Below are 25,788 nucleotides of genomic sequence, written 5' to 3' on the forward strand. Positions count from 1 at the left end.
CGTCCGTCCGATCGGATACATCCCGACCAGCGGTGTCGATGTCGTGCTCCCTACGGAATGCCATCGTAACGTGTTAGGGAACAAGGGAACTGTGAACGATGTAAATCGCCGGGTGTCGCGAATCGTGCGCCGCCACGAGGGATATACGACAGAACGCACGGCCGGAGGATTCCGGCCGTGCGTTCTGTCGTGTCTGCGGAGTGTCAGACGGTTGTGACCGCTTCCTCGGCCTGAGCCGGGGCACTCGTGCGGATCAGGTGGTCGAACGCGCCGAGCGCGGCGGTCGCACCTGCACCGGCGGCAACGATGATCTGCTTGTACGGGGCGGTCGTGCAGTCGCCGGCGGCGAACACACCCGGCACCGAGGTGCGGCCGTGGTCGTCGACGACGATCTCACCGCGCGGGCTGAGTTCGACCGCGTCGCTGAGCCATTCGGTGTTGGGCAGCAGGCCGATCTGCACGAACACACCGTCGAGTTCGAGGGTGTGCGAGGCATCGGTGGTGCGGTCGGTGTAGCTCAGACCGGTGACCTTCGAACCGTCGCCGAGCACCTCCGTGGTCAGGGCGCTGACGATGATGTCGACATTGGGCAGGCTGCGGAGCTTGCGCTGCAGCACCTCGTCGGCGCGCAGCACCGAATCGAACTCGATGAGCGTCACGTGCGCGACCACACCGGCGAGGTCGATGGCCGCCTCGACGCCGGAGTTACCGCCGCCGATCACCGCGACACGCTTGCCCTTGAACAGCGGGCCGTCGCAGTGCGGGCAGTAGGTGACGCCCTTGTTGCGGTACTCCTCCTCACCCGGCACGTTCATCGCGCGCCAGCGTGCACCGGTCGCGAGGATCACGCTGCGCGACAGCAACCGGGCACCGCTCTCGAGCTCGATCTCGACGAGGCCGCCCTCTGTGGGGGCGGGGGTGAGCTTCGCGGCCTTCTGGACGTTCATGATGTCGACGTCGTACTGGCGCACGTGGTTCTCGAGTTCGGCGGCGAACTTCGGGCCCTCGGTGTAGGGGACGGAGGAGAAGTTCTCGATGGCCATGGTGTCGAGCACCTGCCCGCCGAAGCGCTCGGCCAGGACGCCGGTGCGGATCCCCTTGCGGGAGGCATAGATCGCGGAGGTCGCGCCGGCGGGGCCACCACCGACGACGAGGACGTCGAAGGGGTCCTTCCCGGTGATCGCGGCAGCGGTGCGCTCGGCGGATCCGGTGTCGAGCTTGCCGACGATCTGCTCGAGGTTCATGCGTCCGGAACCGAACAGCTCACCGTTGAGGAAGACGGTGGGAACGGCCATGACCTGGCGGGCGTCGACCTCGTCCTGGAAGAGGGAGCCTTCGATCGCGGTGTGCTTGACGCGCGGGTTGACCACGCACATCACGTTGAGGGCCTGCACCACGTCGGGGCAGTTCTGGCACGACAGCGAGAAGTAGGTCTCGAAGTGGAAGTCGCCCTCGAGGTCGCGCACCTGTTCGAGCAGCTCTGCGGCTTCCTTCGAGGGGTGACCGCCGACCTGCAGCAGGGCGAGCACGAGGGAGGTGAACTCGTGGCCGAGGGGGATACCCGCGAACTGGACCTCGATGTCGGTGCCGACGCGGCGGATCACGAAGGACGGGCGACGGGCGTCTTCCCCGGTGCGAGTGTGGGTGACCAGGTCGGACATGCCGGCGATCTGGTCGAGGAGGTCACCGAGTTCTTTCGACTTCGGGCCGTCGTCGAGGGAGGACTCCAGCTCGATCGGCTGGGTGACTTTGTCGAGGAGGGACTTCAGCTGGGCGGCGAGGGAGGCATCGAGCATGAGGAATCAACTCCAGAGGTGGAAGAACTGTGACCGGAAGAGAGGGGAGTCGGCGAACTTCTCAGCTCGAGCCGAGCGGACCCGGGACGGTGCCCGGTGGCACGAGACAGCTGTCCCGTGCCACCGAACGAATTCCGTCGACGAATCAGATCTTGCCGACGAGCTCCAGCGACGGAGCGAGGGTGTCGTCGCCCTCTTCCCACTTGGCGGGGCAGACCTCGCCCGGGTGCGACCGGACGTACTGCGCAGCCTTGACCTTGCGGACGAGCTCGGCGGCGTTGCGGCCGATGCCCTCGGCGGTGACCTCGGTGAACTGGATGACGCCGTCCGGGTCGACCAGGAAGGTGCCGCGGTCGGCGAGGCCCTGGTCCTCGCGGAGCACCTCGAAGTCGGTGCTGATCTGGAGGGTCGGGTCACCGATCATCGCGTACTTGATCTTGCCGATGGTCTCCGACGAGCCGTGCCACGCCTTGTGCGTGAAGTGCGTGTCGGTGGAGACGGAGAAGACCTCGACGCCGAGCTTCTGCAGCTCCTCGTAGTGGTCCGCGAGGTCGCCGAGCTCGGTCGGGCAGACGAACGTGAAGTCTGCGGGGTAGAAGAAGAAGATCGCCCACTTGTCCTTGATGTCCTCGTCGGACACGGTCACGAAGGCGCCGTCCTTGAAGGCCTCCGCCTTGAACGGCTTGATCTTCTTGTTGATCAGCGACATGTAGAACCTCACTCGTCTCGATGGGGTTGGCCATCTCGACGTTAACGCCGAACCATTAATCGTGCCAATCGATTACTTCTAGAAGTTCGATAAGAAAGGGCTATAACACACGATCCGGCCAGCTCGCCGCCTGTCGCAAAACTCCGGTGTGACCGAATACACACGATTGTGCTCGCAACCAGGGGTCGTCACCTACTGCCGGTAGGACTCCACTTCGTCGACGGGGCGAGGTTGTGCCTCGTCCGGATCCTCACCGAACTCGGCCTTCGCCCGGCGCTGACGAAGCAGGTCCCAACACTGGTCCAGTCGTTCCTCGACGGTGCGCAAACGTTGCCGATCCTCGTCGCTCGGACCGTCCTCATCCGCCCGCGAGCGCAACGTCTTCTCCTCGTCCACCAGCTTCTCGATGTACTGGAAGAGATCGTCCTCGTACATGGAAATTCCCTTCGTCGGATGTCCCGAACGCATAGCCTGTTCCACTCCTGGTGAAACCGGGAGCGGTTTCCCTCGTCGGACGGTCGGGTAATTCTGCGACATGAGCATCGAAGACGGTCCCGGCGACACCCTCAGCCCCAGCGAAGGCCTCGATTCGGACGAAGTACGCAACGACGACGGCGACGAGGTCGTCGATCCGCCCGAGGGCTGGAGTGAAGCCGACAAGTTCGGCACGACCCCACGAGAAGAGAAGGAAGGCGAATCGCTGGATCAGCGCCTCGCCGAGGAGGAACCCGACGTCGAACCCGTCGACCCTCTCGACAAACCCGTTGCCGTCACCCCGGAGGACGAACTCACCGAGGACGTGGACGAGGTGATCGACGACGCCACGACCGGTGCCCCCGAGGACACCAAACTGGCGGACGTGGTGGACGGCGTGATCGTGGAGGATTCGCGCATCGATCGCGGCCAGATCGACGGCACCCCGGAGGACGGCGAGTCGATCTTCCCGATCGTGGAATAACCTCCGGCCTACAACACCTTCGATCCGTACATCTCACCGAGCGGGTCGGCGATCAGTTCGAGCCGGGCGCCGTCGGGGTCGCGGAAGTACAGCGATACCTCGCTGTGCTCGACGAGTTCGACCCCGGCGGCGACGAGCTTGCCCCGAAGGCGTTCCCAGATGCCGGGAGCCACACTGATGGCGATGTGGTGCAACCCGCCGAGAACCTCTCGATACGGGCCGAGGTCGAGGCCCGGAAAATCGAAGAAGGCCAGCAGGTTGCCGTTGCCGATATCGAAGAAGAAGTGCGATGACCCGGGATAGTCGCGGTTCTCGATCAGTTCCGTCAGCGGGAACTCGAGAAGATCCTGATAGAAGCGCACGGTTCGCTCGACGTCACTGCTGATCAGCGCGGTGTGGTGCAGCCCGCGCGCCGACGAGCGCGGACGTGACCCGGCCGGCTTCAGGTGGGCCTCGCGGATGGGCTCGCGCCTGCGCTCGACCTCGCGGCGACGCTGCTCGTCCGACGTCATCGACACTCCCAAAATAGTTGCATTATCAACTAGATTGAGAGTACGCCCTGTCGTTGCAATGTCAATCAGTCCGCTCCGTGCCGGCAACCATCCCGTGACCCGCCGGGTAACGAAACCGGCACGACGAGCCCGGCCTGATCACGGCTTCTTCACGACCATCCGATTCGCCCGGTCCTGCTGTCACATGCCCTCCACCATCGAGGCGTCGGGGCCACCGGTTTCGGAAGGACGTCCCATGAGCCACCGGAGAAGACCGTCCGCTCGGAGAACACTGCGCACGGTGACGGCAGCGCTTGCCCCGCTCGCCCTCGCCGCTGCCCTCGCACCCACCGCCCAGGCTGCCGATACCGGCACGCGGGGACTGTGGACCCTCAGCACGCGCGGGGACACCGTGGTGCTGAAATTCGTCTACACCGCTCCACCCGAGGACGAGGACGCCCCCTACCGCTGCGTCGCAGTCCTCGATACCGGCCGTTCGGTCACCGCCGGGATCGGCGGCACGAACTACCGGACAGTCGAGCTGGTCGAGAGCTCCGGCGGCCACCGGGTGGCAACCGCCAGGTGCGAGGACAACGACGGGGAGTTGCGGTCGGTGGGCTCGATCGACTTCCGCCTGCCCGGCCCACCGACCCTGCACTACGTCGCCACCCGGCACTTCTGGTTCGACGACGACGACTGACCGTCACATCTTGGCGTCGCGCGCCATCACGAAGCTGAAGAGGCCGTAGACGGCGATACCGAGGCCCATCAGCAGGAGCAGCACCACACCGAACGGCTGCGATCCCAGTGTCTTCAGCGCTCCGTCGAGTCCTGCGGCCTTCTGCGGGTCGGCCTGGAAGACCGCGACGATGACGAGTACACCGATGAGACCGATCGCGATTCCCTTCGCGACGTACCCGATCATGCCGAGGCGCTTCACGAAGGTACCGGGGTGACTCTTCAGGTCGTCGACGAAGTTCTTCGACGCGCCCTTGTAGACGTGATAGGCACCCACACCGAGGATGACGAGGCCCGCGACGACGAGGACGAACTTCCCGGCACCGGACTCGAGCAGCTTCGCCGTGAGTCCGGCGTTCTGCTCCCCACTCGACTTGCCGCTGCCTCGGGCGAATCCGAAAGCGGTGTAGGCGAACGCGAGGTAGACCACCCCGACACAGAACGCCTTGAACCGGTTGAACATCCGATCCTTCGTGTCGGCATCGGACCGCTGCGGTTCCGAGGCCTTACCGAAGGCCGCCTCGGCGAACCGCCACAGTCCCATCATCACGAACACGACGACGGCGATCCACAGCGCGATCTTCCCACCGGGTTGCTCCCCCAGTTCCGCCATCGCGCCGGACTGCGACGCCTCCTGATCGTTGCGGCCGAACGCGACGAGGACCGCGAGGTAGCCGATGAGCAGATGGACGATGCCACTGCCGATGTATCCGGCACGAGCGAACTTCTCGAACACACCGTTCTGCGCAAGGCGCTCGGCGGAGCTCGACGCGCTTCGCGACGCCGGTACCTGACTGTTCACCCTCGTCTCCTCTTTGTCCTGGATTGCCCCCTTCGCCCTGTATTCCCGAGACGGCGGACTGCAAACGCGAATCGGCTCCGCTGGGTAGATTGGCCTCAGGCCCGAACGCCGTCGAGCGGAGGTGCGTCGTGCAGATCGTCGAGGACGCCGTCGCACTGGCCCGCCGATGGGTCGACGAGTCCTCGGGCATCGCACCCGACCGCGCCGCCCGGCATCTCGCCGAGCTCCTGAAGGACCCTCACGGCCTCGACTTCACCGTCCGATTCGTCGACGAGGTGATCCGTCCCGAGGACCCGGCCGCGGCCGCACGCGCCCTGGCCGAATTGTCCCGCGACATACCGGATTTCCTTCCCGTTCATCTCCGGGCCGCCGTGGGGGCGGGCGGCATGCTCGGACCCCGGTTCCCGCACCTCGTCGTCCCCGCCGCGCGCCGGGCGCTCCGCGCGATGGTCGGCCACCTGGTCGTCGACACGGACGACGATGCGCTCGGCCGCGCGATCGGTCGCCTACGACGCCCCGGCATCCGGTTGAACCTCAACCTGCTGGGCGAGGCCGTACTCGGTGACGTCGAGGCCAACCGCCGCTTCGAGGGAACCCTCGCGCTGCTCGCCCGTGAGGACGTCGACTACGTATCCCTCAAGGTCTCGGCGGCGGTCGCACCGCACTCCCCCTGGGCGTTCGATGAGACCGTCACCGACATCGTCGACCGCCTTCTCCCCCTCTACCGGCGTGCTGCCGCGTCACCGGTGCCGAAGTTCGTCAACCTCGACATGGAGGAGTACCACGACCTGGCCGTGACCGTCGCGACGTTCACGGCCCTGCTGGACCGTCCCGAATTCCTGCATCTCGAGGCCGGGATCGTGTTGCAGGCCTATCTCCCCGACGCCGCGGCCACGATGATGCACCTGCAGCAGTGGGCTGCGGCGCGACGCGCGCGGGGCGGAGCGGCGATCAAGGTGCGCGTGGTCAAGGGCGCGAACCTGCCGATGGAACGGGTCGACGCGTCACTGCACGACTGGCCGCTCGCGACCTGGCACACCAAACAGGAGACCGATACGAACTTCAAACGCCTGCTGCACTGGGCGTTCACTCCCGAGCGCATCGAGAACGTGCGGATCGGCGTAGCCGGCCACAACCTCTTCGACATCGCCTACGCCTGGCTGCTCGCAGGTCGCCGGGAGGTGCGCCACGGGATCGACATCGAGATGCTCCTCGGCATGGCACAGGGTCAGGCCGAGGTGGTGCGCCGGCATGTGGGCGGTCTGCTGCTCTACACACCGGTGGTCCGCCCCGACGAGTTCGACGTCGCCATCTCGTATCTGGTGCGCAGACTCGACGAGGGTGCGGGGCAGGACAATTTCATGTCCGCGGTGTTCGACCTCGCGGACGATCCCGCCCTGTTCGCGCGGGAGGAGCAACGGTTCCGCGCGTCGGTGGCCGCCCTCGACGAGACAGTCCCCTCACCCCACCGCACCCAGAACCGGCTGGAACCACCCCCGTCGACAGCATCGGCACCACCACCTTTCACCAACACCCCCGACACCGACCCCTCGCTGCCGCAGAACCGTGCATGGGGACGCCGGATCCTCGAGCGGGTGCCGTCGTCCAAATTGGGCGTCGACACCGTCCGGGCTCACAGCCTGGGGTCCGAGGACCGACTCGAACGTGTGCTGACCGCCGCGACCGCCGCGGGGCGTTCCTGGGGCGCCCGTAGTGGTGCCGAACGGGCGCGGATCCTCGAGAGGGTGGCCGACGTGCTGGAAGCGCGGCGCGCCGATCTGGTGGAGGTGATGGCAGCGGAAGGCGGCAAGACCCTCGACCAGTCCGATCCGGAGGTCTCCGAGGCGATCGACTTCGCACGGTACTACGCGGAACGGGCACGCGAACTCGACACGATCGACGGTGCGCGGTTCGTGCCGTCGACCCTGACCCTCGTGACGCCGCCCTGGAACTTCCCGGTGGCGATTCCGGCCGGATCGACACTCGGAGCGCTGGCGTCGGGCTCCGCGGTGATCCTCAAACCCGCCGGACTCACCGCCCGCTGCGGGTCGGTGCTCGCGGAGGCGATGTGGGATGCCGGGGTGCCGCGCGAGGTACTGCACCTCGTCCACCTCGACGAGCGCTCACTGGGTACGGCGCTCGTCGCCGACGAGCGTGTCGACCGTGTCGTGCTCACCGGCGCCTACGAGACGGCCGAGACGTTCCGTTCGCTCCGCCCCGGCATGCGGCTGCTCGCCGAGACCAGCGGCAAGAACGCGATCGTGGTGACGCCGAGCGCCGATCCGGACCTGGCGGTGCGCGACGTCGTCGCGTCGGCGTTCGGGCATGCGGGACAGAAGTGCTCGGCGGCCTCACTCGTGATCCTCGTCGGCTCGGTGGCGACCTCCCGGCGTTTCCGTGATCAGCTGGTCGACGCGGTGCGTTCCCTGCCGGTCGGTCCCGCGCACGACCCTCGAACCCGCATGGGGCCGTTGATCGAACCCGCACAGGGCAAACTGCTCGATGCGCTCACGACCGTCGAGGAAGGCGAGTCGTGGCTCGTCGAACCACACCGGCTCGACTCCGAGGGCCGGCTGTGGAGTCCCGGCGTCCGCACGGGTGTGCGCCGCGGATCGCGCACCCATCTCGTCGAATTCTTCGGTCCGGTGCTGGGGATGATGACCGCGCGTGATCTCGACGAAGCGATCGCGATTCAGAACGAGGTGGAGTACGGACTCACGGCGGGACTGCACTCGCTGGACTCCGAGGAGATCGCCCGCTGGCTCGATCGGGTGGAGGCCGGAAATCTGTACGTGAACCGCGGGATCACCGGTGCCGTCGTGCGGCGGCAGCCGTTCGGCGGATGGAAGAGGTCGTCGGTGGGAGCCGGGTTCAAAGCGGGGGGACCGAATTATCTCTTCGGCTTCGGATCCTGGGAGGGCGGCGTCGCCGACGAGGCAGCTCTGGACCGGGCACTCGCGAGCGACGAGCAGGCATGGCGTTCGGAGTTCGGCGTCGCGAAAGATGTCACCGGGCTTTCCGCGGAACGAAATCTCTTCCGGTACCGCCCCGTTCCCACACATGTCCGACTCGGCGAGAACGGGCGCCCCGTCGATCTCGTGCGCGTGCTCGCCGCCGCGGCGCGCGCCGACGCGCCGGTGGAGATATCCTCGGCTCACGCAGCTGATCTCGTAATATGCTCTACTACAGCATGTTTCGACGGACGAGTATGTGTGGAAAGTGATGCGGAATGGGAGGAGCGGATCGTCGGCATCGATGTCGTGCGAGCTCGCCTGATCGGAGCAGCACCTCCCGCCGAGTGGAACACCCGGTGCGAGACGACGGTGTTCGATCATCCGGTGACCGGATCCGGACGAATCGAAATGCTCCCGTTCCTGGCCGAGCAGTCCGTCGCGATCACCGCGCACCGCTTCGGCACGCCGAACCGGCTCACCGACGAGATCATCTGAAAACAAACCCCGAATCGGTTCTGCCGAACCCCGGTGAACCCCGACACTGTGAGGTGGAATAGGACAATGGATATCGCCACGACACCCCCGACCGAACGTCGCAAACTCGCACTCGCCGCACTGAAGGAACTCGGACCGCAACGCACCGAGAAGGCGGTCCTCAAGGTCCGCTGCCCCAAGGGCCACACCGTAGCGGCGGTGTACAACACCTCCGAGGGTCAGGTCGTGGTCTCCCGCAGCGGCCCCGGCGGCCGTGGCAACCGCGACCGCGAGGCCACCCCGCACAACGGCACGTCGCTCAATTCGGAATATGTGGACACCCTCGAAGCAACCCAGTTCGAGGACGACGCCATCCCGTCCGGATGCGCCTGCGGTCCCCGCTCACTGTCGCGGCAGAAGATGCAGGACGCCGTCGCATCGCACGCGCACGTCGTCAATCTGACCTGATCCGCACGTCCCCTACAGACCCGGTCTCCACTGCACGCGGAGCACATCGAGTATCTCGTCGAGCCACCCGAGGATCGCCAGCGTCGAATCGATGTTCTGCGGTGGGCTGCGCACGAGCGTGTCGCGCCGGAGCAGCCGCTCGAAGTCCACGCTGACGCGACCACTGCGCACCGTGCCGTTCGGACTGCGGAATTCGACGCCGGCACGCACCATCACGTCGATGATCTCCTGGGCCAGGATCCCGTAGGCGACCGTCGTCGGGTGCACGCCGTCGAGGGAGAACAGTCCCCCGCTCGCGCGACCCCCACGACCGTCGGCGGACAGGAATCGCGTGTCGGGGACCGGGTCGAGAGCGGACAGAGTAGGCGGAAGCGGATACGGCTCCCACCAGTCCGGTCGCGCTTCGGGGTCGTCGGCGTAACGGCGGGCGGCGAAGCGATCGAGGATGCCCGCGGTGTCGAGCAGGTACCAATCCAGCCCGGCGCGACGCGCGTCGGCCACGGCGCGTGTGATCGTCTCGTCGAACAGGTCGATCGCGGCATCGATCAGGCGCGCCTGGTCGCCGGTGAGGTGCTCGTCGCGGGTGGCGTCGAAACGGTCCTCGCTCACCCACGGCCGGGTGTAGTAGGGAAAGTACGGTGAGCCCTTCTTCGTGCCGAGTCCCCGGGCGATGGGTGCGATGGTGACGTGCGGGACGGTGCACAGCACGACGTGCCGGGCACCGATGGTGCGCAGCCGGGCGACGATCTCGGCGAACTCGGTGTCGAAGTGCTCGGGCCGCCAGATCGTGTAGGCGCGTGTGTGATCGAGTTCCCGGAAGTCCTCGCCGCTCCACACGACCCGCAGTTCGGTGACGGTCCGCAACGCATTGTTGGATCCGAGGAAGACGACGAGAGTCTCGATGCCGGATTCGGCGTCGTCACGCTCGTCGCCGAGTGCGGCCGCAGCGTCGAACAGGGTCTCGTCGCGGCGCCGCTCGTCGCCGTTCGGGTACACGTACAGCGCAGCGCGCTCCCCGTTGTTCTCCGCCAGCTGGCGCACGAGGTCGTCGCGCGGTGCGCCGATCCGCGCAGCACACTCCCGCGCCGTCTTCTGCAGCGCGTCGCGCAGATCCCAGCCGTAGCACGACAGGTTGTGAAGACGACCGACGAGCGGAGGCGTGGAGCCGGGTCCACGCTCCCAGTAATCCTCCACCTCGTCCATGAATCCGCGTGCGGTGAACAACGCCGCCGGCAGCTCCCACGGCCGCAGCTCGGATCCGTGCCGCTCTTCGATCCGGCGCAACAGCAGTTCGATGTTCAGCGGAAGCCCGCCCGGGCCGCCGTAGCGCGGATACCGGAAGTCCGCGCCCAGTTCGTGGGCGACGATCGCGGGAACGGAGAGGTCGGTGTTGTAGATCGCGCCGCTCTGGAAGCCCTGCAGGACGGAATCGCCGAGAGCGACCAGGCGGTGCGGGGGTGTGCCGCGGACGGCTCGGGAGACCTCGATGCCGAGGGTCGGATCGAACTGCGGAATCCGCGGCGGCGCGGCCGCGCGGGCCAGGACGGACTCGGGTGTGTCCTCGGGAACGGTCGGCACGGCGGTCTCCCCTGCCCCCATCCCCTGCTCAGAGTAGGCAGTGCGGTCCGGTGACGCAGGGAGATCCGGTCCCGTTCCGGGCACGACGGCGATTCCGGCGGCGCGTACCGTCTGAAGGCATGAGCGACGCCGATTTCGCCCACACCGATCGCGCGGAGAAGAACCGGCGCGACAAGGCCGTGACCCTGGCCCGGTATGCGTGGAACCGCGGCATCTCGGGCGCGGAGCTGCTGGCCATGTCCGAGGAGACACGGCGCAGACTGGCACGGGCCGCGGACGCGCACCCACCGCGCACGATGGAGACCTGGGAACTGGCCGCGCGCCTCATGGACGAGAAGACGGAGTGGGCCCGGCAGCATCCCGGCCACCCGTCGGCGACACCGACCGATGCGGACGAGAGGATCATGTGGGTGAAGCCGCCGCTGAGGTCCTGGCTGGAGTGATCCGGGGATAATCGTTTGGCAGCCGACTGCATCGGGTGCCACAATTTTCGATCGCCGTGCTTCGGACAGATCTCGCTCGTACGGCAGTTCGTTCTTTCGATAGTCATCATCCGACAGGAACATCGTGACCACCACTTCGGAACCGCTCGTCCTCACCCAGCGACGGATATGGATCATCTTCTCCGCGCTCATCGCGGGCATGATGCTCGCCAGCCTGGACCAGACGATCGTCTCGACCGCCATGCCCACGATCGTCGGGCAGCTCGGCGGTGTCGAACACCAGGCCTGGATCACCACCGCCTACCTGCTCGCCGTCACCATCGTCATGCCGGTCTACGGCAAATTCGGTGACGTCTTCGGCCGGCGCCATCTGTTCCTCATCGCGATCGCCGTGTTCACCCTGGCCTCGGCGGGCTGCGCGCTCACCGACGACTTCTGGACGTTCGTGGTCTTCCGCGCGATGCAGGGGCTCGGCGGCGGCGGTCTGATGATCCTGTCGCAGGCGATCATCGCCGACATCGTGCCCGCGAGCGAACGCGGCAAGTACATGGGTCCCCTGGGCGCGATCTTCGGTCTCTCCGCGGTCGGCGGACCGCTGCTCGGCGGTTTCTTCGTCGACCACCTGAGCTGGGAGTGGTGCTTCTACATCAACATCCCGGTCGGCATCCTCGCGTTCGTCATCACCTGGATCGCACTGCGCCTGCCGTCGAAGAAGCCCACCAAGCGGATCGACGTCCTCGGCGTCGTCACGCTCTCGCTGGCCACGACCTGCCTGATCTTCTTCACCGACTTCGGTGGCGACGCCGACCGCGGCTGGAGCGACCCGCTGACATGGGCGTTCGGTGCGGGTCTGGTGGTGTTCGTGTGCCTGTTCGTGCTCGTCGAGTCGCGTGCGCAGGACCCGATCATCCCGCTGTCGCTGTTCCGCAATTCGATCTTCGTCAACGCCACCGCCATCGGCTTCGTGCTCGGCCTCGGGATGTTCGCCGCGATCGCCTTCATGCCGACCTTCCTGCAGATGTCGTCCGGCACCTCCGCTGCGGTCTCCGGCCTGCTCCTGCTGCCGATGATGGCCGGTCTGATGATCACCTCGATCGGGTCGGGCCTGGCGATCACCAAGACCCAGCGGTACAAGATCTATCCGATCGTCGGTTCGCTCATCACGGCAGCGGGCATGTTGTGGCTGACCACGCTCGAGGGCTCCACCCCGCTGTGGATGATCTGCTCGATGCTGTTCGTCTTCGGCCTGGGCCTCGGCCTGATCATGCAGGTCGTGATCCTGATCGTGCAGAACGCCGTGCCCGCCGACGAGATCGGCACCGCGACGAGTTCGAACAACTACTTCCGCGAAGTCGGTGCGGCGCTGGGCGTGGCGATCTTCGGCACGATCTTCACCAACCGCCTGTCGGAGAAACTCGTCGAGGTCTTCACGGCGGCCGGGGCGACACCGGAACAGGCCGGGCAGGCCACCGCGACCGTCGACCCGGCGGCGATGAAACTCCTCCCCGAGCCCGTCCGGGAAGGCGTCATCGATGCCTACGCCGATTCGCTGGCCCCGGTCTTCTGGTATCTCATCCCGTTCCTGCTCATCGCCTTCGTGCTCGCCTGCTTCATCAAGGAGATTCCGCTCTCCGACGAAGCGCTCATGGTCGCGCGCGGTGAAGCGGTCGCCGACCCCGCGAAAGCGGCGAAGGCGGACACCACAGTGGTCGTCGAACCGTCCGAGCCGGGCGCGGACACCGCGGAGAGCGGCGTGAAGCGCACGTGATCGAATAGGGCCCTGCATCGGACGAGGGATAGGGAGACGACAGGTGGGACGAACGATCACACCGGTCCGCGTCAAGGACGTGGTGATCGGCGAGGGCGCACCCACCATCGTCGTCCCCGTCACCGGCCGCACCCCCGACGCACTGCGGGAGCAGGTCGCGGCCGCCGCGGGACGGGCGGACGTCGTCGAATGGCGCGTGGATTTCTTCCACCTCGTCGACGATCCCGCCTCGGTGGTCGCGCAGGCCGTCAGCCTGGCCGGGCACCTGCAGGGCACCCCGCTGCTCGCGACCTGCCGCACCGCGAACGAGGGCGGGGAGATCGCGATCGCCGACGACGCGTACGCCGATCTGACGGTCGCGCTCGCCGAGAGCGGCGCCGTCGATCTCGTGGACGTGGAGTACCGCCGCGACCGTGCCGCCGTCGACCGGATCCTCGAGGCGGCGCATTCCTGCGATGTCGCGGTGGTGGCGTCGAATCACGACTTCGACGCCACTCCGCCCCGGGACGAGATCGTCGCGCGTCTGCGGGAGATGCAGGATCTCGGTGCCGACATCTGCAAGATCGCGGTCATGCCGCGCTCGACCGGGGACGTCCTCGTCCTGCTCGACGCGACCCGCACGATGCACGAGAACTACGCCGACCGCCCGTTGATCACGATGTCGATGGGCGGTCTCGGCGTGGTGTCGCGGATCGCCGGTCAGGTCTTCGGGTCGGCGGCGACCTTCGGGATGGTCGGCGCCGCATCGGCTCCCGGCCAGATCGACGCCGACGAGTTGCGTTCGGTCCTCGACCTGCTCGAGCGGTCGCGCTGATCAGCGGCGGAACGTTCAGTCCTCCCACAACTCCAGCACGGTCGTGAGGATCTCCTCGGCCGCGCCGAGGCCCCCGAGGTGGCTCTCCCCCGGCAGGTGATGGAACCGCGCGTCGGGCAGCAACTCCACCATGTGCAGACCGTGTTCGATCGGGATGATGTGGTCGGTGTCGCCGTGCCACCACCGCACGGGCACCTTCACGTCGGCGACCCGGAAACCCCAGTCGCGGGTGAACACGACGATGTCGGCGAAGGGCGCGGCCATCTGACGGCGGCTGCCGTTGAGCAGGTCGTCGAGAAACATCGCCTTGAACTCGGGGCGGGCGAGCAGACGGCGATCGGCCTCGGGTGACAGGCGCCCGTACAGGTCGATGATCGGCGACGCGAACGGACGCACCACGCGGATCGCGGCGCTGACCGCCGCACCGATCGGGACACCCGCGGCCTGCAGGGCCGGCGCGACGAGCGTGCCCAGCTTCATCAGGTTGCTGCCGATCGCCTCGGGACCCACCACCGGTGCCACGCCACCGAGGACCGCGGCCGCCACCACCCGTTCACGCAGCGCGTAGGCCGTGGCCAGGGTATAGGGGCCGCCGCCGGACAGTCCGACGAGTGCCATGCGGTCGACACCCAGGGTGTCGGCGACGATGCGCAGGTCGTCGCTGAACGCGAGAACGTTCTCGTAGATGTGGGGTGTCGACGAACCGATACCCGGACGGTCGATTCCGATGAGACGCACGTCGTGCCGCTCGGCGAAGGCACGTGCTTCGATCGGGACCTGGCGGCGGGCGCCCGGGGTGCCGTGCAGCCAGAACACCGTCCGCCCCTGCGCAGACCCGAACTCGGCGAATCCGAGTCGCCGACCCTCCCCGACCGCGACGGTGCCTTCGAGTTTGGGGCGTTCGACGTCCATGGCGTCAGCATCGCACGCGTCTGCGGACGCGACCAGCATCCGTCCCGTGGGACGAATCGACCCGGCCGAAATGTGATGCGCGCTACATTGGGATCTGCCTACGGACAGTGCCTGATGTCGACCATCGGAGATACGCACGTGACGAAGATGCTCGCTCCCCCGCCGCCCGGCCTCGCTCCCGTCCCCGGCGACAGCGGTCTTCCCTACGTCGGTTACGCGCTGAAGTACATGCGCGATCCCGTTGCGGCGTACACGCATCGGTATCAGGAGCACGGTCCGGTGTCGTGGTTCCGATTCGCCGGACGGCCCTGGGTGGTGCTCCTCGGACCCGACGCGGTCGGCGCGGCACTCCAGAACCGCGACCGCGCGCTCCTGAACGGGCCGGGCTGGCGCGCCCTGATCGGCCCCTTCTTCGATCGCGGCCTGATGCTGCTCGACGGCGACGAACACACCGCACACCGCCGCATCATGTCGCAGGCGTTCACCCGCGACCGGCTGGCCCTCTACACCGACCGCATGCATCCGTCGATCGAGCGGACCCTCGACGACTGGGTCCCGCGCGGAGATTTCCGCGTGTACCCGGCACTCAAGGAACTCACCCTCGGTCTTGCGACGGAGATCTTCATGGGTGGCGCCGAAGGATCGTCCGCGCGCGAGATGGCCGACGTCAACCGGGCTTTCATCGGATGCGTCCAGGCGGCCACCGCGATCGTGCGTTATCCCCTGCCGGGCACGCGGTGGCGTCGCGGCATCACCGGGCGGGCGCGACTGGAGAAGTTCTTCCGGCACTACCTGCCTGCGCGTCGCGCGGGGGACGGCGACGACATCTTCTCGGTGTTCTGCCGTGTCGAATCCGAAGAAGGCGAGCGATTCTCGGACGACGACGTCGTCAACCACATGATCTTCCTGATGATGGCCGCGCACGACACGTCGACCATCACCCTGTCGACGGCCATGCAGTATCTCGGTCAGTTCCCCGAGTGGCAGCAGCGGTGTCGCGACGAATCGGACGCACTCGGCACGACCACCCCGAATTTCGAGCAGTTGGACCTTCTGACCTCGCTGGATCTCGTGATCAAGGAATGCCAGCGGCTCGTCACCCCGGTACCGGGCATCGTGCGACGCGCGGCGGCCGACACCGAGATCCTCGGTCATTTCGTCCCGAAGGGCACGCTGCTCAATGTCGGCGTGCACTTCACCCACCACATGCCCGAATTGTGGCCCGATCCGGAACGTTTCGACCCCGAGCGGTTCGCTCCCGAACGCCGCGAGGATCGCGTGCACAAGTACGCCTGGACGCCCTTCGGTGGGGGCGCGCACCGCTGTCTGGGCATGCACTTCTCGGGCGCCGAGATCAAGACCGTCCTGCACCACCTGCTGCTGCGGTACCGGTGGCAGGTTCCGGCCGAGTACGTCGCACCCATGAACTTCACGTCGTTGCCGTTCCCGAACGACGGCGGTCCGATAGATCTCCGCGCGCGATAGTGCTCGATCCGGCACCGGTCCGAGTCACGGCAGCGTCGAAACGAGAGGTGACCGCCGCCGGCGAACTCGACGAACGTTTCGTCGCCGCGGTGCGAGCCCTGCCCGGGCCTGCACCGCGATCACGGGGGGCCGGCCGACGGGTCGACGACGACCTGTTGTTGCGGTACTTCGATGCGCAGATGCAGTCGCGGCATCTCGATTTCGCGGCCCGTGCCGTGCAGGAGCGTGGGGAGGGCTTCTACACCATCTCGTCGGCGGGGCACGAATCGAACGCGGCGCTCGGCCTGTCTACGCGGGTGACGGATCCTGCTCTGCTCCACTACCGTTCGGGTGGCTTCTATGCCGCGCGCGCGTCGCTGGTCGAGGGCAGCACACCGATCCGCGATGTCCTCGCCGGTTGCGCGGCGTCCACACTCGACCCGATCTCCGCGGGCCGGCACAAGGTGTTCGGGAACGCCGAGCTGAACATCCTGCCGCAGACGTCGACGATCGCCTCGCACTTCCCCCGGGCCGTGGGAATCGCACTCGCGCTGCCGCGGATGGAGCGACTCGGGCTCGATGCGGCCTGGCCGACGGACTCGGTGGTGGTGTGCAGTTTCGGTGATGCCTCGGCGAATCATTCGACGGCGGTCGGCGCTATGAATGCCGCAGCCTACTGCCGTCACCGCGGGCTGCCGTTGCGGTTGCTGCTGGTGTGCGAGGACAACGGCGTCGGCATCAGTGTTCCCACACCGGCGGGGTGGCTCGAACGGGCACTGTCGTCCTATCCGGGGATCGAGTACCGGGCGGTCGACGGGGCCGATCCGGTGGCGATGCTCGCCGCGGCTGCCGATGCGATCGACACGGTGCGCGCGAGCCGGGCACCGCTCGTGCTGCACGTACGCACCGTGCGTTTCCTCGGCCATGCCGGCTCGGATGTCGAAGCGGCCTATCGCAGCCCGGCCGAGCTCACGGCCGATCACGCACGGGACCCGCTGGTCGGGACGGCCCGCGAACTCGTCGCGCGAGGAGTACTGGACCCGGCAGCGGCACTCGACCGGTACGAGCGGATGCGCGATGCCGTCGCCTCGGTGGCCGACTCGCTGCGCCGGCCACCACGCTTGCGGTCGGCCGCCGAGGTGATGCGCCCGTTCGAGTCCTCGCTGGTGAGGATCGACGACGATCCGCACCCGGCCGGTGAACCGCTCACTCTCGCCCGGGCCGTCACCCGCACGCTCGGACAACTCCTCGAGGAAGATCCCCGCACGTGCGTGTTCGGGGAGGATGTGGGCGTCAAGGGCGGAGTCTACGGGATCACGCGAGGATTGCAGGAACGCTTCGGGCGGTTGCGGGTGTTCGACACATTGCTCGACGAGCAGACGGTGCTCGGATTCGCTCTCGGATCGGCCGTGGCGGGGATGCTGCCCATCCCCGAGATCCAGTATCTGGCCTATCTGCACAACGCCGAGGACCAGTTACGCGGTGAGGCAGCGAGTCTGGCCTTCTTCTCGGACGGGCGGTACCGCAACCCGATGGTGGTGCGTATCGCCGGGCTGCCCTATCAGCGCGGGTTCGGCGGGCACTTCCACAACGACGATTCCGTCGCCGTCCTGCGCGACATCCCCGGTCTGGTACTCGCCGTGCCGAGCGCCCCCGCCACGGCCGGCGCCCTGCTGCGCAGTTGCCTCGCACTGGCCCGCGAGGAGGGACGGGTGTGCGTCTACCTGGAACCGATCGCGCTGTACCACCGCCGCGATCTGTACGAGGACGGAGACGGACTGTGGCAGCAGGTGCCCGATGCCGCCGGACTGGCACCCGGATCGGTGCGCACCTACGGCGACGGCGACGACGTACTGGTGGTGACCTTCGGCAACGGCGTGCCGATGAGCCTGCGTGCCGTCCGGCGCGCGGGAGTCGCGGCGACCGTGCTGGACCTGCAGTGGTTGTCTCCCCTGCCCACGGCCGCTCTGCTCGGATGTGCCCGCGGGTTCGAGCGGGTGGTGGTCGTCGACGAGACCCGCCGCAGCGGAGGCGTCGCCGAGGCGGTCGTCGCGGCGCTCGCCGAGGATTCCCCCCATCGCCGAATCACGCGGATCACCTCCCGCGACAGTTACGTCCCTCTCGGGCCGGCCGCCGCGTACGTGCTCGTGTCCGAGGACGAGATCGTCCGGGTCCTGCGTGATCGGTGACGCGCGGTCAGCACGCCGCGAGGACCCGCTTCATGGCGTCGCGTTCCTGAGGCGTGACCCACAGTTCGTAGACCGTCTTCACCTCGATCTGCTGCTCGACGTAGCGGCAGTGGTACGCACTGTCGGGGGGCAGCCACTCCGAGGCGTCCGAGTCGCCCTTGGACTGGTTGGTCGGCCCGTCCACGGCCTGCAGGTTGCGGGGATCGTTGGCGAGATTGCGCCGCTGCTGCTCGTCGAGGTGACGGGCGCCCTTCTTCCACGCGTCCGACAGCGCCACGATGTGGTCGATCTGCACGGCCGACGACGTGTCGACGCCGCGCCGGAAGGCGATCTCCCGTCCCGTGTAGGGATCATGGAGGGTGCCGCTGCGGACGGTGCACCCCTTCTCGAGCGAGACGTCGACGAGGTCGCGTCGGAGGATGTCGTTGCGGGTGTCGCACCCGTTGCCGCCCATCCCCACGGTGACATTGTCGGTCCAGGCGGAACCGAAGAGATTGCGGTCGTATCCGTCCTGCGGTTCCTCGTCGCGCACCGGCAGGGCCGCCAGCGCTTCGAGAGCCTGCGAAGGATTCTCGACCACAACGGTTCCGGAGTCGTCGTCGCTCACCGGTTCGAGGAGGACGACGATCACCGAGACGACGATGACGCCCAGGATCCAGAGCCATCGGGGAACCGACGGTTTACGAGCACCAGCCATGTACTGCTACCGAGTCGTGCTTGCTACTGCTGCCCTCTACTTCGCCAGCGGGGGCATCTTCACGACCTGGCCCGCGTACGACAGGCCGGCACCGAACGCGAGGAGCAGCGCGGTGGATCCGGTCTCGACCTGACCGGTGCGCAGCATCTTCTCCATGGCCAGCGGGATGGACGCGGCGGAGGTGTTGCCGGTCTCGATGATGTCGTCGGCCACCGCCACCGTCTCGGGCAGCTCGAGCTGCTTGACGATCACGTCGTTGATACGCAGGTTGGCCTGGTGCGGGACGAAGGCGTCGAGATCCTCGAGCGCCACGCCCGCCTTGTCGGCGATCTGCCGGGCGTACTTGCTCATCTCGAAGGCTGCCCAGCGGAAGACCGCGGTGCCTTCCATGATGATCCAGGGGCGCTTCTGATCGGGATTGTTCGCGAAGTCGACCCAGTCGGGTTCCTGGCGGATGGCGTTCGCCTGCGACCCGTCGGAGCCCCAGACGGTGGGCCCGATACCCACTTCGTCGGACGGTCCGACCACGACGGCGCCGGCACCGTCGCCGAAGATGAAGCGCACCGAGCGGTCGGTGGGCTCGGTGGTGTCGCTCATGCGCTCGACGCCCACGACCAGCACGTGCTCGGCGGAACCGGCGCGCACGAGGTCGGAGGCGACACCGAGGGCGTAACAGAAGCCCGCGCAACCCGCGGCGATGTCGAGAGCGGCCGCCCCGCCGGTGCCGATGCGATCTGCGACGAGGGCCGCGGCCTGCGGCGTCTGGAAGGGATAGGTGGAGGTCGCGACGACGACGGTGTCGATCTGGGCACCGGTGAGGCCTGCGGCGGCGAGGGCCTGCTCGGCAGCGCTGGTCGCCATGTCGACGACCGACTCCTCCGGATGCTGCTTCGCGAAGCGGCGTTCCTTGATGCCGGACCGCGACTGGATCCACTCGTCGCTCGAGTCGATCTGCTCGCAGATCTCGTCGTTGGTGACGATGCGCTCAGGCCGGTGCACACCCAGGCCGAGCAGCGCGCTGTTCCTCAGCGGGGCAGGGACAGCGATCTGTGCACCCATCAGACGAACTCCTCCTCCTCGACCCACCGCGTGTCGGCGCGTCGCATCCGGATTACGATACCGTAGGTCACGGTTTCGTCACAGCACCGCCTCGGCGATGCACTCCCGCAACCTCCACCGCAACAAGTGGTCCCGTCCGTATCGCGGCGTTAGCGTCGCGGTCATGGACGCACAGGACTGGGACGAGAAGTACGCGGCATCGGAACTGATCTGGGGTGCGCCGCCGAATCCGGTGATCGTGGAGTACGCGGCGTCCTTGCCGCACGGTCGCGCGCTCGATCTCGGTTGCGGGGAGGGCCGCCACTCGCTGTGGCTGGCCACGCGCGGCTGGGAGGTCGTGGGGGTCGATTTCTCCGAGGTCGCGCTCGACAAGGCCCGGCAGATCGCCGCACAGGCGCCTTCACGTTCGCGCGATCGTCTTCACTATGTGCGTGGAGATGTGACGGCCGACTCTTTCGACGGGGAATATGACCTGATTCTCTCCGTCTTCCTGCATTTCCCTCCACCACAACGACGCGCACTTCTCGAGCACGCGATCAATTCACTGAAACCTGAAGGAATCCTCATATTCCTGGGCCACGACGCGATAAATCCCGACGAGGGCGTCGGGGGGCCACAGGACAAGGAAATCCTCTACACACCAACAGATCTCGTGGAGGAAATCGACGACCGTCTGGACATCACGACCGCCGAACGGCGATATCGGGAAACCGATTCGGGAACGGCGATCGACGCACTCGTCGTGGCCCGTAAACCACCTCTTGGCAGTTAGTTGCCTGGCGAGTAACATAGAGATGTTACCGACGAGTAATAACTTGGGCGGTACTTGAAACCGGCCGGACCGCACCGCACTGGGAGACACCGACGACATGGGCCACTACAAGAGCAACCTCCGCGACCTCGAGTTCAATCTCTTCGAGTTCCTGAAGATTCAGAAGGTCCTCGACGCCGGCAAGTTCGGCGACATGGACGAGGACACCGCACGCGGCATCCTCGCGGAGGTCAAGGCGCTGGCCGAGGGGCCCGCTGCCGAGGGCTTCGCCGACGCCGACCGCAACCCGCCGGTCTTCGACCCCGAGACCCATTCGGTGTCGCTTCCCGAGCCGTTCAAGAAGTCGTTCCGCGCCTGGTGGGACGCCGGTTACTGGTCGATGGGCATTCCCGAGGAGATCGGCGGCACCGACGCACCCCGCAGTCTCCTGTGGGCCGTCAACGAGATGATGCTCGGCGCCCAGCCCGCGGCGTTCATGTACGCGGCCGGTCCGGCCTTCGCGGGCGTGCTCTACGACAACGGCACCGATGAGCAGAAGAAGTGGGCCGCCACCTGCGTCGAGCGCGGCTGGGGTGCCACCATGGTGCTCACCGAGCCCGACGCCGGTTCCGACGTCGGCGCCGGTCGTACCAAGGCGATCAAGCAGGACGACGGCTCCTGGCACATCGAGGGCGTCAAGCGGTTCATCACCTCCGCCGACTCCGACGACCTGTTCGAGAACATCTTCCACCTGGTCCTCGCCCGCCCCGAAGGTGCCGGCCCCGGCACCAAGGGCCTGTCGCTGTTCTTCGTCCCGAAGTTCCACTTCGACTTCGAGAAGAACGAGATGGGCGAGCGCAACGGCGTCTTCGTCACCAACGTCGAGCACAAGATGGGCATCAAGGCCTCCGCGACCTGCGAGGTCACCTTCGGCGGCCACGGCGTCCCGGCCCAGGGCTGGCTCGTCGGCGAGGTCCACAACGGCATCGCGCAGATGTTCGACGTCATCGAGCACGCCCGCATGATGGTCGGCACCAAGGCCATCGCGACCCTGTCGACCGGTTACCTCAACGCGCTCGCGTACGCCAAGGAGCGCATCCAGGGCGCCGACCTGACTCAGATGTCCGACAAGACCGCGCCGCGCGTGTCGATCATGCGCCACCCCGACGTGCGTCGTTCGCTGGCGATGCAGAAGGCCTACTCCGAGGGTCTGCGCGCCGTTTACCTGTACACCGCCGCGCATCAGGACGACGCTGTCGCCGAGCAGGTCTCGGGCGCCGACGCCGGTCTCGCGCACCGCATCAACGACCTGCTCCTGCCGGTCGTCAAGGGTTGCGGCTCCGAGCGTGCCTACCAGTACCTGAAGGACTCCCTCCAGACCCTCGGCGGCTCGGGCTTCCTGCAGGACTACCCGATCGAGCAGTACATCCGCGACTCGAAGATCGACTCGCTGTACGAGGGCACCACCGCCATCCAGGCGCAGGACTTCTTCTTCCGCAAGATCGCCCGCGATCGCGGCGTGGCCCTCGCCCACCTCGCCGGTGAGATCAAGAAGTTCGTCGAGCGCGACGACGCCGACCAGCGTCTCAAGAAGGAGCGCACGCTCCTGGCCACCGCGCTCGGCGAGACGCAGACGATGGTCGCGACGCTCACCCAGTACCTCATGGGCGCGCAGGAGCAGCCCACCGAGCTGTACAAGGTCGGTCTCGGATCGGTCCGCTTCCTCGAGGCGTTCGGCGACCTGATGATCGGCTGGCTGTTGCTCGAGCACGCCGAGATCGCCCTCGCCGCGCTCGACGCCGGTGCCGGAGCCTCCGACAAGGCGTTCTACGAGGGCAAGGTCGCCGCGGCGTCCTTCTTCGCCAAGAACGTCCTGCCCGAGCTGAGTGTCGCGCGTCAGCTCATCGCCGACGTCGACCTCGACATCATGGAGCTCGACGAAGCCGCGTTCTGACACGCCTCCGTCCAGCGACCGCAGTGACCCCGCCGTTCTCCGGCGGGGTCACTGCCGTTTCTGCGCTCACCGCATCCGCTCAGAACAGGACGACGCCGCGCAGATTCCTGCCCTCGTGCATGTCGACGAAGCCCTGGGCGATGTCGTCGAGCTTGTAGGTGGTCGTGACGAGTTCGTCGAGTTTCAGTGCACCCGAGATGTACAGGTCGATGAGCCACGGGATGTCGGCGGTCGGCGCGGAAGCACCGAAGAGCGAACCCTGCAGGCGCTTCTGGTAGAGCACCAGTTCCATCGCACTGATGGGGATACCGAAATCGGTCATCTTCCCGAGGCCGGTGACGACACAGGTTCCCGCCTTCCGGATCGCGGAGAACGCCTCGGCGATGTGCTCTCCGGTCGTCACCCCGACCGTCACGATTGCGGAGTCCGCGCCCTGGCCGTTGGTGTACGACCGGGCGATCTCCGTCGCTTCCGCCATGCCGGCGACAGCGTGGGTGGCACCGAAGCGCAGTGCCGCCTCCCGCTTGAACGGCACCGGATCGACAGCGATGATCCGCGCGGCCCCCGCATGCGCGGCGCCCTGGACGGCGTTGATCCCGATTCCGCCGATACCCTGGACGATCACGGTCTGCCCCGGATACACCTCCGCCGAGTTGACCGCGGCACCCCATCCCGTGCCGACACCGCAACCGAGCAGGCACAGTGTGCCGAGCGGAAGATCCTTGTCCACCTTGACAGCCGAGTCCACACTCACCGTGGTGTACTGACTGAAGGTCGACAGCCCGCACGTCTGCGCCACCGGTACTCCGTCGAGGCTCAGCCGGAAACTCGACGGATCGTCGGGACGGCTGCCCGTCATGATCGCCGCACCGCGGTCGCACAGATTCTGCAGTCCCTTCGCACACCAACGGCATCGGCCGCAGGCCGCCAGGAACGAGAAGACCACGTGGTCACCCACATTCCAGCCGGGTGTCTCCGGGCCGACCTGCACGACGACGCCGGCGCCCTCGTGCCCACCGCAGATCGGGTAACTTCCGACCGCGTGGTCGCCGGTGGCGATGTGGTCGTCGGAGTGGCACAGACCCGCCGCCACCATCTCGACCATGAGCTCACCGCGGCGCGGCTCGTCGAGTTCGAGATCGACCACCTCGTAAGTGCCGGGTGCGCTGCGGATGATCGCGCCGCGAGTTCTCATCGGTTGTCTCCTGAGGGTGTCGAAGGACTGTGCACATAGGGTGGGGTCACGGGGTCACCTGGGCGGACATGCCGGCCCGGTAACCCTCGGCGTAGGGCGGCAGCATGCCCCATTCACGACGGGGATCGACGTCCGGTGCGACGAAGACCGTTCTGGCGTGGCTGAACTCGAGGAAACCCTCCCGGCCGTTGTAGTGCCCCGTACCGGACGGCCCGATGCCTCCGAACGGCGCATCGAGCATGCCGGGATGCATTGCGATGTCGTTGACGGTGACACCACCGGAAATGGTGCATTCCAGCACGATTCGTTGCTCGTCCTCGTCCCGGCCGAAATAGTAGAGCGCCAGCGGTTCGGGGCCGGAGTTGATCGCGCCCAGCACCTGGCCCAGGTCGTCGTAGGTACGCACGACCATGACCGGACCGAAGATCTCCTCCTTCGATACGGCGGCGGACTCGGGTGGATCGATGACGACGCGGAGGGGGCGGCGCCGGTCGTCGGTGGCGATGGGCTCGTCCGGAGCCGTCACGACCCGCACGCCGAGTTCCTGCGCCTGGCGGATGTATCCGTCGATCCGTGCCGCATGGCGGTCGTCGACGATCGCGGTGACATCCGGGTTTCCGGCAATCGTCGGAAACAGTTCGGTGTAGGTCTCGCTCACCTGCTCGAGGAACGGGTCGAGCTTCTCCGCCGGGACGTACACGGTGTCGGCGGAGACGCACAACTGACCGCTGTTGGTCGACTTGCCGACCGTGATGCGGTAGGCGGCCGTGTCGAGATCCGCGGAACGACCCACGATCACCGGCGACTTACCACCGAGCTCGAGCGTGACGGGCACGAGATTGAGAGCGGCGTTCGCCATCACCGACCGGCCGGCGGCTTCGCCGCCGGTGAACACGATGTGGTCGAACGGCAGGGAGGTCAGGGCTTTCGCGACATCCGGTCCACCGGTGACCACCGCGATCTCGGCGGGATCGAGGAAATCCGCAGCGGCCTCCGCCAGCGCCCTCGCGGTGCGCGGCACCACCTCGGAGGGCTTGAGGACAGCGCGGTTGCCCGCAGCCAGAACCCCAGCAAGCGGGCTCAGCAGCGTGAACACCGGAGCGTTCCACGTTCCGATGATCGCGATCGAACCCTTGGGCCGGTACTGAACCGACGCGGTGGCCCCCAGCTGGTCGTACGGCGGGAACGGGGTGCGCTGCTCCGAGCGCATCCAGTCCTCGAGATGGTCGCGCGCGTACTTCAGCGCCGAGAGCGAACCGAGCACGTCGTTGGTGGTGGAGTATCCGGGGTGCCGCCCACCGAAGTCGGCGTCGATCGCGTCCACGATCTCGTCGGTGCGGGCGACGAGCATGTCGATCACGCGCTGAATGCGCTCCCGGCGCTGCGAAGCCGAACTGCTGCGCTGTGAACGGAACTGTCGCTGCTGCTTCTCGAGCAACTCACCGAGGACGGGATCGGCGCTGGTCACAATGGTCATGAGGCGGACGGTATGAGGAGCATCACACCCCACGCACGCAATTCCCGCTCACCGGGACCTCTCGACGCCGGAACGTCGGCGAGAGACGATCGGGCGG

At 67.1% G+C, this 25,788-nt stretch carries 22 protein-coding genes; 11 read left to right on the forward strand and 11 right to left on the reverse strand.

The window, feature by feature from the left end:
- Positions 1-203: 203 nt before the first annotated feature.
- The 3 genes from ahpF to MOM01_RS08160 form a co-directional block, all read right to left on the reverse strand.
- Positions 204-1,796, reverse strand: a complete 1,593-nt coding sequence (gene ahpF, locus MOM01_RS08150) for an alkyl hydroperoxide reductase subunit F (protein WP_241384901.1) — start codon at positions 1,794-1,796, stop codon at positions 204-206.
- A 145-nt stretch (positions 1,797-1,941) separates the two neighbouring features.
- Positions 1,942-2,505: an alkyl hydroperoxide reductase subunit C gene (gene ahpC / locus MOM01_RS08155; RefSeq protein ID WP_241385119.1), complete on the reverse strand. Its 564-nt coding sequence runs from the start codon at positions 2,503-2,505 to the stop codon at positions 1,942-1,944.
- A gap of 192 nt (positions 2,506-2,697) precedes the next feature.
- Entirely contained in the window at positions 2,698-2,940 is a 243-nt protein-coding gene (locus MOM01_RS08160; protein ID WP_241384902.1) for a DUF2630 family protein, read from the reverse strand.
- 100 nt (positions 2,941-3,040) lie between these two features.
- Here MOM01_RS08160 and MOM01_RS08165 point away from each other — a divergent pair, with 100 nt between their 5' ends.
- Complete coding sequence (locus MOM01_RS08165) at positions 3,041-3,463, forward strand: hypothetical protein (RefSeq protein ID WP_241384903.1); 423 nt, start codon at positions 3,041-3,043, stop codon at positions 3,461-3,463.
- Positions 3,464-3,471: 8 nt separating this feature from the next.
- Here MOM01_RS08165 and MOM01_RS08170 read toward each other — a convergent pair whose 3' ends face one another.
- Complete coding sequence (locus MOM01_RS08170; protein ID WP_277609378.1) at positions 3,472-3,975, reverse strand: VOC family protein; 504 nt, start codon at positions 3,973-3,975, stop codon at positions 3,472-3,474.
- Between the two features lie 280 nt (positions 3,976-4,255).
- Between MOM01_RS08170 and MOM01_RS08175 the strand changes: the two genes are divergently transcribed.
- Complete coding sequence (locus MOM01_RS08175; protein WP_241384905.1) at positions 4,256-4,654, forward strand: hypothetical protein; 399 nt, start codon at positions 4,256-4,258, stop codon at positions 4,652-4,654.
- 3 nt (positions 4,655-4,657) lie between these two features.
- Here MOM01_RS08175 and MOM01_RS08180 read toward each other — a convergent pair whose 3' ends face one another.
- Complete coding sequence (locus tag MOM01_RS08180; RefSeq protein WP_241384906.1) at positions 4,658-5,494, reverse strand: DUF1206 domain-containing protein; 837 nt, start codon at positions 5,492-5,494, stop codon at positions 4,658-4,660.
- A gap of 128 nt (positions 5,495-5,622) precedes the next feature.
- On the opposite strand from MOM01_RS08180, the gene MOM01_RS08185 reads away from it, so the two are divergent.
- Both MOM01_RS08185 and MOM01_RS08190 read left to right on the forward strand, forming a co-directional pair.
- Entirely contained in the window at positions 5,623-8,943 is a 3,321-nt protein-coding gene (locus MOM01_RS08185; protein WP_241384907.1) for a bifunctional proline dehydrogenase/L-glutamate gamma-semialdehyde dehydrogenase, read from the forward strand.
- Positions 8,944-9,009: 66 nt separating this feature from the next.
- Positions 9,010-9,390, forward strand: a complete 381-nt coding sequence (locus tag MOM01_RS08190) for a hypothetical protein (RefSeq protein WP_241384908.1) — start codon at positions 9,010-9,012, stop codon at positions 9,388-9,390.
- Between the two features lie 12 nt (positions 9,391-9,402).
- Here the strand turns inward: MOM01_RS08190 and MOM01_RS08195 are convergent, their stop codons facing one another.
- Positions 9,403-10,968 carry a hypothetical protein gene (locus MOM01_RS08195; protein ID WP_241384909.1) on the reverse strand — a complete coding sequence of 522 codons (1,566 nt, stop codon included), beginning with the start codon at positions 10,966-10,968 and terminating at the stop codon, positions 9,403-9,405.
- Positions 10,969-11,087: 119 nt separating this feature from the next.
- On the opposite strand from MOM01_RS08195, the gene MOM01_RS08200 reads away from it, so the two are divergent.
- The 3 genes from MOM01_RS08200 (at position 11,088) to aroD (ending at position 13,993) form a co-directional block, all read left to right on the forward strand.
- Positions 11,088-11,411 carry a hypothetical protein gene (locus MOM01_RS08200; protein WP_241384910.1) on the forward strand — a complete coding sequence of 108 codons (324 nt, stop codon included), beginning with the start codon at positions 11,088-11,090 and terminating at the stop codon, positions 11,409-11,411.
- Positions 11,412-11,535: 124 nt separating this feature from the next.
- On the forward strand, positions 11,536-13,179 hold the full coding sequence (locus MOM01_RS08205; protein ID WP_241384911.1) for an MDR family MFS transporter: 1,644 nt from the start codon (positions 11,536-11,538) through the stop codon (positions 13,177-13,179).
- Positions 13,180-13,222: 43 nt separating this feature from the next.
- On the forward strand, positions 13,223-13,993 hold the full coding sequence (gene aroD / locus MOM01_RS08210; RefSeq protein WP_241384912.1) for a type I 3-dehydroquinate dehydratase: 771 nt from the start codon (positions 13,223-13,225) through the stop codon (positions 13,991-13,993).
- 15 nt (positions 13,994-14,008) lie between these two features.
- Here the strand turns inward: aroD and MOM01_RS08215 are convergent, their stop codons facing one another.
- Positions 14,009-14,905 (reverse strand): alpha/beta fold hydrolase, encoded by an 897-nt coding sequence (locus MOM01_RS08215; RefSeq protein WP_241384913.1) that lies wholly within the window; start codon positions 14,903-14,905, stop codon positions 14,009-14,011.
- Positions 14,906-15,043: 138 nt separating this feature from the next.
- Here MOM01_RS08215 and MOM01_RS08220 point away from each other — a divergent pair, with 138 nt between their 5' ends.
- Both MOM01_RS08220 and MOM01_RS08225 read left to right on the forward strand, forming a co-directional pair.
- Complete coding sequence (locus MOM01_RS08220) at positions 15,044-16,390, forward strand: cytochrome P450 (RefSeq protein WP_241385120.1); 1,347 nt, start codon at positions 15,044-15,046, stop codon at positions 16,388-16,390.
- 47 nt (positions 16,391-16,437) lie between these two features.
- Complete coding sequence (locus tag MOM01_RS08225; protein ID WP_241384914.1) at positions 16,438-18,558, forward strand: thiamine pyrophosphate-dependent enzyme; 2,121 nt, start codon at positions 16,438-16,440, stop codon at positions 18,556-18,558.
- A gap of 7 nt (positions 18,559-18,565) precedes the next feature.
- Here the strand turns inward: MOM01_RS08225 and MOM01_RS08230 are convergent, their stop codons facing one another.
- Both MOM01_RS08230 and MOM01_RS08235 read right to left on the reverse strand, forming a co-directional pair.
- Entirely contained in the window at positions 18,566-19,255 is a 690-nt protein-coding gene (locus MOM01_RS08230; RefSeq protein ID WP_241384915.1) for an HNH endonuclease family protein, read from the reverse strand.
- Positions 19,256-19,291: 36 nt separating this feature from the next.
- On the reverse strand, positions 19,292-20,314 hold the full coding sequence (locus tag MOM01_RS08235; protein ID WP_241384916.1) for a beta-ketoacyl-ACP synthase III: 1,023 nt from the start codon (positions 20,312-20,314) through the stop codon (positions 19,292-19,294).
- A 163-nt stretch (positions 20,315-20,477) separates the two neighbouring features.
- Between MOM01_RS08235 and MOM01_RS08240 the strand changes: the two genes are divergently transcribed.
- Both MOM01_RS08240 and MOM01_RS08245 read left to right on the forward strand, forming a co-directional pair.
- Positions 20,478-21,086 (forward strand): class I SAM-dependent methyltransferase, encoded by a 609-nt coding sequence (locus tag MOM01_RS08240; RefSeq protein ID WP_241384917.1) that lies wholly within the window; start codon positions 20,478-20,480, stop codon positions 21,084-21,086.
- A 97-nt stretch (positions 21,087-21,183) separates the two neighbouring features.
- Positions 21,184-23,019, forward strand: coding sequence for an acyl-CoA dehydrogenase (locus MOM01_RS08245; RefSeq protein WP_241384918.1), 1,836 nt, complete (start codon positions 21,184-21,186; stop codon positions 23,017-23,019).
- Between the two features lie 79 nt (positions 23,020-23,098).
- Here the strand turns inward: MOM01_RS08245 and MOM01_RS08250 are convergent, their stop codons facing one another.
- Positions 23,099-24,214, reverse strand: coding sequence for an NDMA-dependent alcohol dehydrogenase (locus MOM01_RS08250; RefSeq protein ID WP_241384919.1), 1,116 nt, complete (start codon positions 24,212-24,214; stop codon positions 23,099-23,101).
- Between the two features lie 46 nt (positions 24,215-24,260).
- A complete protein-coding gene (locus tag MOM01_RS08255) occupies positions 24,261-25,691 on the reverse strand; it encodes an aldehyde dehydrogenase family protein (RefSeq protein ID WP_241384920.1) in 1,431 nt (476 codons plus the stop codon).
- Positions 25,692-25,788 lie beyond the last annotated feature (97 nt).

The organism is Rhodococcus sp. CH91 (assembly GCF_022554085.1).
Lineage (GTDB): Bacteria > Actinomycetota > Actinomycetes > Mycobacteriales > Mycobacteriaceae > Rhodococcus.